The organism is Anabaena sp. CS-542/02 (genome assembly GCF_028331085.1).
Taxonomy (GTDB): domain Bacteria; phylum Cyanobacteriota; class Cyanobacteriia; order Cyanobacteriales; family Nostocaceae; genus Anabaenopsis; species Anabaenopsis arnoldii.
The window spans coordinates 1-9,250 of record NZ_JAQMTM010000146.1 but is presented as its reverse complement, the minus strand read 5'-3'; the positions used below and the strand labels follow the sequence as shown (position 1 = coordinate 9,250).

General features: G+C 42.1%; 9 protein-coding genes. 3 read left to right on the top strand and 6 right to left on the bottom strand.

The features are described from left to right. Window positions 1–272: 272 nt before the first annotated feature. Complete coding sequence (locus PN447_RS15335; RefSeq protein ID WP_271763892.1) at window positions 273–1,067, top strand: hypothetical protein; 795 nt, start codon at window positions 273–275, stop codon at window positions 1,065–1,067. Here the strand turns inward: PN447_RS15335 and PN447_RS15330 are convergent, their stop codons facing one another. Continuing rightward, window positions 1,068–2,207 (bottom strand): ABC transporter ATP-binding protein, encoded by a 1,140-nt coding sequence (locus tag PN447_RS15330; protein WP_271763891.1) that lies wholly within the window; start codon window positions 2,205–2,207, stop codon window positions 1,068–1,070. A gap of 186 nt (window positions 2,208–2,393) precedes the next feature. Next, a complete protein-coding gene (locus PN447_RS15325; protein WP_271763890.1) occupies window positions 2,394–3,119 on the bottom strand; it encodes a GUN4 domain-containing protein in 726 nt (241 codons plus the stop codon). Window positions 3,120–3,446: 327 nt separating this feature from the next. On the opposite strand from PN447_RS15325, the gene PN447_RS15320 reads away from it, so the two are divergent. Together PN447_RS15320 and PN447_RS15315 are read left to right on the top strand one after the other, a co-directional pair. Then, on the top strand, window positions 3,447–4,868 hold the full coding sequence (locus PN447_RS15320; protein ID WP_271763889.1) for an NADP-dependent isocitrate dehydrogenase: 1,422 nt from the start codon (window positions 3,447–3,449) through the stop codon (window positions 4,866–4,868). A 359-nt stretch (window positions 4,869–5,227) separates the two neighbouring features. Further along, window positions 5,228–5,680, top strand: coding sequence for a response regulator (locus tag PN447_RS15315; RefSeq protein WP_271763888.1), 453 nt, complete (start codon window positions 5,228–5,230; stop codon window positions 5,678–5,680). 7 nt (window positions 5,681–5,687) lie between these two features. Here the strand turns inward: PN447_RS15315 and PN447_RS15310 are convergent, their stop codons facing one another. The 4 genes from PN447_RS15310 to PN447_RS15295 form a co-directional block, all read right to left on the bottom strand. Next, entirely contained in the window at window positions 5,688–6,824 is a 1,137-nt protein-coding gene (locus PN447_RS15310) for a hybrid sensor histidine kinase/response regulator (protein WP_271763887.1), read from the bottom strand. Window positions 6,825–6,851: 27 nt separating this feature from the next. Next, on the bottom strand, window positions 6,852–8,186 hold the full coding sequence (locus PN447_RS15305; protein WP_271763886.1) for an ATP-binding response regulator: 1,335 nt from the start codon (window positions 8,184–8,186) through the stop codon (window positions 6,852–6,854). Window positions 8,187–8,677: 491 nt separating this feature from the next. Then, window positions 8,678–8,815: a hypothetical protein gene (locus PN447_RS15300; RefSeq protein ID WP_271763885.1), complete on the bottom strand. Its 138-nt coding sequence runs from the start codon at window positions 8,813–8,815 to the stop codon at window positions 8,678–8,680. Then, complete coding sequence (locus PN447_RS15295) at window positions 8,815–9,084, bottom strand: hypothetical protein (protein WP_271763884.1); 270 nt, start codon at window positions 9,082–9,084, stop codon at window positions 8,815–8,817. Before PN447_RS15295 ends, PN447_RS15300 begins: the two co-directional genes overlap by 1 nt. Window positions 9,085–9,250: the final 166 nt, after the last annotated feature.

The following is a 9,250-nucleotide window of genomic DNA, read 5'->3' as shown; positions in this document are numbered from 1 at the left end:
CTTTTGATTATGCCGGGGCGAATATTAAATCGAATATTAAACTATAGCAGTAACCACAAGTGTTAGGACATTTCCCTGCTTGTTGTTCCCCAATCCTTCCCAATCCTTCCCAATCCTTCCCATTCCCTGTTCCCTGTTCCCTGTTCCCTTAAAACCACAATTATGATGTCCTAACGTGTATGCGTAGTGCTATATATGGCTTTTAACTCTTCAGATTCAGATGGTGTTTCTTCAAACTGTATTCTTTTATTAAAAGTTGAATTCAAAGTATCATGAATAAGTTAATCGCTACCCTGGTAATAATTGTTTCGTCAATTTTGATTAATAGTTGTACCACTTCCCCAAATAATACTGACAATAACAATACAAATACTACAAAGAATAGGGCAGAAATAACGGAAAATCAAACGATAACAGCGGATACATCATCTACGGGGGGAGATAATACAAGCACAGACAATAGTAATAAAGTTTCCGGCAATAATCAGCCAACAATCGCTACAGTCAAGGAATTAGTCACCGGCGATATTATCTGCTACGCCACCATAGTAGATGATCAGGGAAAAGAACATAATGTCGGAGCATCCTTTGAGATTTGCGCCCAAGCAGACAAATATTTAAATCAGAAAGTACGCGCCTCTTATGAAATCGCATCATTAAATGATTGTGAAAGTGCTGAACCCTGCGGTAAAACTCGTCAAGAATCAATAATTTCCCAAATGGAAATTTTGCAGGAAACATCAACAGGTGAACCCCAATCCACTGAATTAGAAACCTTCACTAATGGTAAGTGGACAATCACTATTGGTGGTCGCAACTCTTGGTCAGGTGTAAATAATACAGGGAATCTCTCCTATCAAGGATGTGATGACCAAGGTAATTGTATCAAACTAAGAGGTGGTACAGTTAACTGTCGCCGTGGTGAATGTCTGATGGGTTGGGTGAATGGAGACTATAGATACATTGTTTCCTCACCGATTACGGAGGATGGTGCAGGCTCTTCCACCCTCATAGTCAAGCAAGGGGACAGGGAAATCCTGAAGGCCACGGGATTTAAACTTTTGTAACTATTCGGGTAAGATGGGATTACCCTTTGGGGAATGCCAAAGGCGATCGCCGGTTGCGGTATCAAATATAAACAAGTGATTTAAATCGAGTTGTAAAGATAACTGGTCACCTGCACGGGGGCGAACATCAGCAGATGTCTGAATATTAATCACCGTCATGGAACCAGGTAAACTAGCACGAATCAAAGTTTCCCGTCCCAAAGGTTCCACCACCTTCACCTGGACAGACAACTCTCCCAACTGCGCCTGTGTGAGTTCTTCGGGTGTTTGTGGTTCCTGAATATAAATATGCTCAGGACGAATCCCCAAATCAAAACTTTGACCGGAGCGTAACTGTACCTTTTCCCTGACACCAGACGGAACTGGTAATAACTGACCACTGACATCAAAAACATCATTTTTATAGATAGCAGGCAAAATATTCATGGGGGGATTCCCTAAAAAAGTTGCCACCATTTGGTTGGCGGGAAGCGCATAAATACTTTGAGGATCGCCAATTTGTTGAATCCTCCCCCGATCTAGCACCACAATTTTATCAGCCAAAGTCATGGCTTCGACTTGATCATGGGTGACGTAGATGGTAGTAATACCTAATTGTTGATGTAACTGCTTTAATTCTGCCCTTGTATCATCCCGCAATTGGGCATCTAAATTAGACAAGGGTTCATCTAGTAAAAATACTTGCGGTTCACGGGCGATCGCCCGTCCTAATGCTACCCGTTGTTGTTGTCCCCCAGAAAGTTGTTTGGGTTTGCGATCTAGTAGTTGTTCCAGGGACAGAGATTGGGCTACATTTACTACTCGCTCTTGAATAATCTTAGGGTCAACTTTGCGCATTTGTAACCCAAAGGCGATATTTTGGGCCACGGTCATATGGGGATACAGGGCGTAGTTTTGGAAGACCATAGCAATATCACGCTGTCTAGCGGGAACATTATTCATTAAGCAATCGCCGATAAATAGATTACCAGATGTAGCAGATTCTAGCCCGGCGATGGTGCGTAAAATTGTAGACTTACCACAACCAGATGGCCCCACTAAAACCCAAAATTCTCCATCAGGGATTTCAAAAGTAATGTTCTCGATAGCAGTGACGTTGTTAAATCTACGCCTAATATCTTGTAAATAAACTTTTGCCATGATTCGATGTAAAATTTCAACTTTGAATTTCTGTGAAGGAATGCGAGTCACTTGCAACTCTCATGAATAGAAGTCACACAATAGGGTATTGAGGTTTTCAGATCCCGGACTTCTTTGATTAATTCCCAACTCTTAGGTATGTTTACATAAGTCCGGGATTTAGGGTGCTTCAACAATGTGCGTAATTCATGTATTGCTACTCTTAGACCAAGCTGGATGAGATAATAAAGAAGCCATGACCCGCACTCCCCGCAGTTGATTAGACAGGGGTAGATGACCTCTAGGAGCGCTTAAATCCCAGGTAAACTGGTGGGGGTATCTCGTCCAGGTATTACCGCTTTTCCAGCCGATTTTCGGCCAGAAATTTTCCCAGTTTTTCCCTAAACTTAACCAGATTTCGCGCTGTACCGAAAAGCCAAACTTACCCCCAGAGTGGACTAACCAAAGGTTGTTAATGGTTTGTAAGTCAATAATTGGAGCATTTTCCACCTCGGTAAAATACAACCATTTTCTTTGTACAGCCATTGGTCCTGCTAGTTCACATAACTTTTGTATTGTCATGCGATCGGCGGATTGGAAGTCTTGAGTAGTAAGTAAATGTTGCAAAGGATTATAATTAACCCGGCCATCTGATTTTAGAGGTACAATTCCTTCAGGAAAACAGGAAAGCAGAAATTCTTTCACTTGAGGTGCATCAGAGTTATAGAGGACTTGGTAAGCCTTGCCATCGATCCAGTTCGCTGGGTGGTCACGTCGCTTCTGTAAAAATTCCATCAACACATCTAATCCCTCATTACCCAACTTAGCCAACTGTGGGATAATCTGTTGTTGGATTTGAAGAGACCCAGCGATTAACGATTGTCGGAGGGAGTCGATGTCAGCAGTGCCTGATAAAATCATTGGGTCTGTCATGCCATTAATCGTGTGAGCGTTCAGTGAAAAGGCGATTGGCTATCGGGTGTTCTCTAAGGTGAAGTACTGATAGCGAAAAGTAGTTTACTATTTTTGATTGCGCTGTGCGCGGTGCCCAAGGCAATCAATTGTACAAAATTGCCATTGCTATGGCTACGCCACGCAAGCTATCGCTAAATCCCATAGCTTCACCCTAAATACTGTAACAGGGGAATCAGGGGAAAATCTGCTCCTCGTGACTTGGTGAACAAAAGACACAGCAAAATCGCAAGGAACCCCATGAAAGAGTTTTCAACTTGCGCCCTACTATTCAGGAGTGTTTGAAGTATGTACGACAAGATTATCCCCCCCACAAGCGGAACAAAAATCACCTTTAAAAATGGTGAGCCCATTGTGCCTGATAATCCAATTATCCCTTTTATTCGGGGCGATGGCACGGGTATTGATATCTGGCCTGCTACCCAAAAAGTCCTAGATGCGGCGGTAGCTAAAGCATACAAGGGTCAACGTCAAATTAGTTGGTTTAAGGTTTACGCCGGTGATGAAGCCTGTGATTTATACGGTACATATCAGTATTTACCTCAGGACACGTTGACCGCAATCAAAGAGTATGGTGTGGCAATTAAAGGGCCTTTGACTACCCCCGTGGGCGGTGGTATTCGTTCTCTCAATGTAGCACTCAGGCAAATTTTTGATTTATATGCCTGTGTGCGCCCTTGCCGTTATTATGCGGGTACACCGTCACCTCACAAAAATCCTGAAAAACTGGATGTGATTGTTTATCGGGAAAATACGGAAGATATTTATTTGGGAATTGAGTGGAAACAGGGCAGTGAAATCGGCGATCGCTTGATTAAAATCCTCAATGAAGAACTGATACCCGCCACCCCAGAACATGGGAAAAAGCAAATTCCCCTCGATGCTGGTATTGGCATCAAACCCATCAGTAAAAGCGGTTCTCAGCGCTTAGTTAGACGTGCCATTAAACACGCATTACAACTGCCCAAACACAAGCAACAGGTGACTTTGGTGCATAAAGGTAATATCATGAAATATACTGAGGGCGCTTTTCGTGATTGGGGTTACGAATTAGCTACTACGGAATTTCGTCAAGAATGCGTCACAGAACGGGAATCTTGGATTTTAAGCAACAAGGAAAAAAATTCTGAGATTTCCTCAGAAGATAACGCCCGTCAAATTGACCCTGGCTATGATGCGTTAACTGAAGAGAAGAAAGCGCAAATTGTCAAGGAAGTTGAAACTGTTCTCAACTCAATTTGGCATAGCCACGGTAACGGCCAGTGGAAAGACAAAATCATGGTCAATGACCGGATTGCTGATAGTATTTTTCAACAAATCCAAACTAGACCGGATGAGTATTCGATTCTGGCGACCATGAACCTCAACGGCGATTATTTGTCTGATGCAGCTGCAGCTATTGTCGGCGGTTTAGGTATGGGACCAGGGGCAAATATTGGCGATGCTTGTGCTGTGTTTGAAGCTACCCACGGTACTGCACCCAAACACGCCGGCTTGGATAAAATTAACCCTGGTTCTGTGATTCTCTCTGGTGTGATGATGCTAGAATACATTGGTTGGCAAGAAGCTGCAGACCTGGTTAAGCATGGTTTAGGACAAGCGATCGCTAACAGTCAAGTTACCTACGATTTAGCCCGGTTACTAGAACCACCAGTGGAACCCTTAAAGTGTTCTGAATTTGCCGAGGCCATAATTCAACATTTCGGTTAATACTTAGGTTGGCCACACCCTAACCTCAATCCCTACAGGGGAATCACAATTTACACTCCCCCACATCAAGGTGGGGGGGTTCTACTTTCACCTAGCTACTTGCTGAATGTGGGGAGGAGACAAAATATAAGTAAATTAACGTATTTAAATTTAAAACCAAAGTAATATATAATTTTTATCTGTACAGAGAAAAATATTCTGTAGTTTTGCGTATAATCAAGAAGTACTTACTCAACCCATAGCTTGAAACTTCCTTTTCCCCATGTTTATCACGTGGATAAGAATCCTCTTTGCGGGATGTCTCGGTTATTATCTCAGGAACCCTATGGTCAATCCCAATTTAACCTTCTGGAAAACAGATGTATCTGGCACATTCATTCATGAGTGACGGAAACAAGCAAAACTTTCAGCAGCCTTTAATCTTGGTAGTGGAAGATCATGATGACAGTCTACTGCTAATTGGCTACGCCCTAGAGTTCCTTGGCTTTAGATTCATTTGTCAAAATGACAGTTCAGCGACCCTATTAGTAGCCAAAGAACATCAACCAGACCTGATTATGTTAGATATCTTATTACCAGGTCTGAGTGGAACTGATGTTGTGCATGATCTCAAACAAGAACCCCTAACTGAGGGAATTCCAGTGATCGCAGTTACAGCTTTAGCTGCTCGGGAAGACCGAGAACGGCTGCTGTCAGCGGGCTTTGACGACTACATCAGTAAACCTTATATGATCGAGGATCTAGAGGCAATAATTCGCCGTCAGCTACGTGGTCAACTCAATTTTGGCTCAACTCTCAAAAGTGTTCAATGACCAATCACTAGTGACTGCTATGTTTTGGTAGAGTCACAGTGAATATACTACCTCGTCCTGGTTCAGATTTGAGTGTAATTGAACCACTGTGTGCTTCTACAATTCGCCGGGATAGATGGAGGCCTAACCCACTACCAGACCGTTTGTTTTTACCTTGGCGAAACCGCTCAAAAACAGTAGCTTGATCTTCGGGCGCAATCCCATAACCCGTATCTGTAACCTCGATGACAACGTAATCCTGACCCTGAGAATTATCTAATTTTTCCCAAACACAAACTTCTATACCTCCTGTATCTGTAAACTTGATGGCGTTAGCAATTAAGTTGTTGAACACCCGTCGCAGTTCTAGGGGATCACCCATGACTACACCGGCTGTTTCTTGCTGCAGATCTAACTTACTGGTATCTATTTTGATAGCCAAGTTTTTCTCAAGAGCCAGAGGAGTAAGTTCGCCACTGACTTCTTGAATAATTTCTGTAAGATGGCACTCAACATCGTTTAAAGTCTTTTTACCCGCCTCAAAGCGATAGACTTCTAATAAGGTATTGACCATCTGCATTAAGTTTTGATTGCTGCGAATCATCACAGTGATCGCCTGTTTCATTTCCGGCGAAATTTGGCAGAAGGTTTCCTGTTGAAATAAATCTAACATTCGGTCTGCAGCTACTAGAGGAGTACGCAAATCGTGTGTGAGACGTGAAACAAAATCTTCGCGCTGGCGCGCCATCTTTTTTTGTTCGTCAAGACTATGCTTGAGGCGCAGCAGAGATCGCACTCTAGCCAAAAGTTCGTCTGTATCAAACGGTTTACGAATGAAATCATCTGCACCAGCATCTAAGCCTTGCACTACACTGGATTCATGAAAGGCGGTGATCAGCAGAATGGGAATATAGTTAACATTCAAGTTAGGATGATTGCGAATTCGCCGAGTCACTTCATAACCATCAATTCCCGGCATCATTACATCTAGTAAAATCAAATCAGGTGGACATTGTTCAACTCGTTGCAAAGCTGTAATACCATCTGTAACTAGGTCAATGTCATATCCTTCACTTTCGAGAATGGTTTGAACCAAAATCAGATTATCTTTACTGTCATCAACAGCGAGAATGCGATCAATTTTAGGCTTTTCCACAACAGACATGGTTTATCAAGGGTTTATGACAATAATTTAGAGTTTGAGATGGGGAAAACCCATCGATGCTTTGCGAGATTTGGGCGGACAATGGTTAGGATTTTGAACAGAGCAAAAAATATCGTGACCATCTAAATTTAAAACTGGGAGGCTACCGATTTTGCTTGGTAACGATAGTTGTCGTGGTACTTCAATTCTAAACATAGAACCAACCCCCAATTGACTTTCCAAAGTAATGTGACCCCCCATCATTTGCACCAAGGAATCTATAATTGCTAAACCCAGTCCCGTACCAGGATATTTGCGCGTCATACTTTGATCAACTTGTCGGAAAGCTTCAAAAATATGTTGAAAATCTCTGGGAGCTATACCAATCCCTGTATCCCGTACAGCGATCGCTAATTGGTTGTTGGGGAGTTCTTTAACTTCAAGGGAAATAGTACCGGAATCTGTGAATTTAATAGCATTGGATAATAAATTGATTAAAATCTGCCGTATACGCCCGCAGTCATTAAATACCAGAGAGTCTTTCATGTCAATATCAACTCCCAAAGAGAGTTTTTTGGCTTCAGCCACAGAACGCATTTGGGCGACAACAATATTGATAGTTTTTGTTAAATCAAATAATTCCGGCTGTAACTCTAGTTGTCCCACTTCCAGCTGGGAAAAATCCAGAACTTCATTCAACAACATTAGCAAGTTCTTACCATTGCTTAAGATTCGCTCCACCATATCTGTTTGTTGATTGGTGAGCTTACCGAACTTTGGGCGCAATAATATTTGGGAAAACCCAAGAATAGCATTCATTGGAGTTCGCAGTTCATGAGATATAGTTGCCAAAAACTGGGATTTAAGCCGTGATGCTTCCAACAGCTTGAAGTTTTGCAGATGAATTTGTTGTCGTTGTTTTTCTAGTTCTTGATTTTGACGAATTAGCCGCTCATTAGTTTCTCTGAGTCGCTGATTTGCTAAAGCTGTTTGCATTTGGGCGCGGTGGATGCGAATAGCATAGCGTAAAACCTGTGCTAAAGTTTCTGAACATAGCCTAGACTTAGGGAGATAGTCTGTAGCGCCAGATTCCATCAACTCCATAGCGATTTGTTCATCTGTGTGAGTAGTAAGGACTACTAAAGGAACTGTGATTTCTAAAGAGCGTAGTCTTTGGATAAGTACTAAAACGTCTTGATCTGGTAGACAATAATCGAGAAAAACACAATCATAAGTGGTAGTTCTTAAAGCCGCCAGTGCGTCACTTCCATTACTCACTTCAGACATTTCCATACAGACCCCAGCTTGAGTTAAGGCCTGACGTACTGTCATGCGATCTACTTCATCATCGTCTACAACCAAAATTCTCAGCGTTTCTTTCATTGGTTTTTATTTTCGCTGTCAAATACAGGTTGATGTCTAGCATCTCTATTTTCAAACTATCCCACTAAATAATTTTCATACTTGAATTCTCAAGAATCAGATATTTCTCTTGAGGGATGTAATTTACTCATAAATGTTGTATAGTTGTTATGTTTTGTTCAATAATGCCACACTTTTTCCTGATAACTACAGCTGATATACTTGAATGAAAATATAGCCAATAATTTTCACGTTGTAGTTTTTTAACCTCCACCATGTCTGGATATGGTTTGATACGTGATCACAACCACGGTAGTTGCTCTCCATTGACTATGACTCGCCCTCAGGAAGACCAAATTGACATAAAGTCACATAAAATACTTTCTGAACCCTCAAAACAATTCTAAATGAGTGTGCTAACGCCCGTCCTCAGTCATTAGTGAGAGTTAAGTACCAAAATCGTGTATTGTGCACCCCACGCACTTCCACTCATGCGGTGGCTGAGTCTGACCCTAGCTAAAAGTGCTGCGATCGCCAATCATCGCATCCACAGATCCCGGACTTGGTGTAAACATACCCAAAAGTTTGGAATTGCTCAAAGAAGTCCGGGATCTGAAAACCTCAATACCCAATCGTGTGATTTCAGTCATTATGCTTGCTTCTGTAATAATTCATCCTCTGAGACGGAATGAATACTGGGACTACAGCACCGGGGAACTGTGGCTACCCCCACACAACAGTTAGGGTAAGGTCTGCTACACAGGGTATAACCAACGATTTTGGGGAAATTCCGCTGTACTGATTCGCCGCAGTCCCATTTCCTTTTCTCCCTTACCTTTAGTCTACTTTTCTTTTGGGTCATTATCCTTTCCTTGGCTAAATTGCTATAATATTCATGGTTAAAGAAACTTGTTGGCATAGAGTTTTTTTCATTTATAACTATCGGCTCTACCGTACTTGTTATGCTAATTTAACAACTGGTTCGAGGGAACAGGGAACAGGGAACAGGGAACAGAGATTAAGAAGGAATATTCAGGCATTTTCTTCAATAACCAACATTATTTCCCTTATACGGTAAGCTTTTT

Excerpts from the sequence above, each read along its gene's own strand:
- PN447_RS15315 (WP_271763888.1), top strand. The coding sequence starts at position 5,228 with ATGTATCTGGCACATTCATTCATGAGTGACGGAAACAAGCAAAACTTT.
- PN447_RS15300 (WP_271763885.1), bottom strand. The coding sequence starts at position 8,815 with ATGACTGAAATCACACGATTGGGTATTGAGGTTTTCAGATCCCGGACT.
- PN447_RS15320 (WP_271763889.1), top strand. The coding sequence starts at position 3,447 with ATGTACGACAAGATTATCCCCCCCACAAGCGGAACAAAAATCACCTTT.
- PN447_RS15305 (WP_271763886.1), bottom strand. The coding sequence starts at position 8,186 with ATGAAAGAAACGCTGAGAATTTTGGTTGTAGACGATGATGAAGTAGAT.
- PN447_RS15330 (WP_271763891.1), bottom strand. The coding sequence starts at position 2,207 with ATGGCAAAAGTTTATTTACAAGATATTAGGCGTAGATTTAACAACGTC.
- PN447_RS15310 (WP_271763887.1), bottom strand. The coding sequence starts at position 6,824 with ATGTCTGTTGTGGAAAAGCCTAAAATTGATCGCATTCTCGCTGTTGAT.
- PN447_RS15335 (WP_271763892.1), top strand. The coding sequence starts at position 273 with ATGAATAAGTTAATCGCTACCCTGGTAATAATTGTTTCGTCAATTTTG.
- PN447_RS15325 (WP_271763890.1), bottom strand. The coding sequence starts at position 3,119 with ATGACAGACCCAATGATTTTATCAGGCACTGCTGACATCGACTCCCTC.
- PN447_RS15295 (WP_271763884.1), bottom strand. The coding sequence starts at position 9,084 with ATGCCAACAAGTTTCTTTAACCATGAATATTATAGCAATTTAGCCAAG.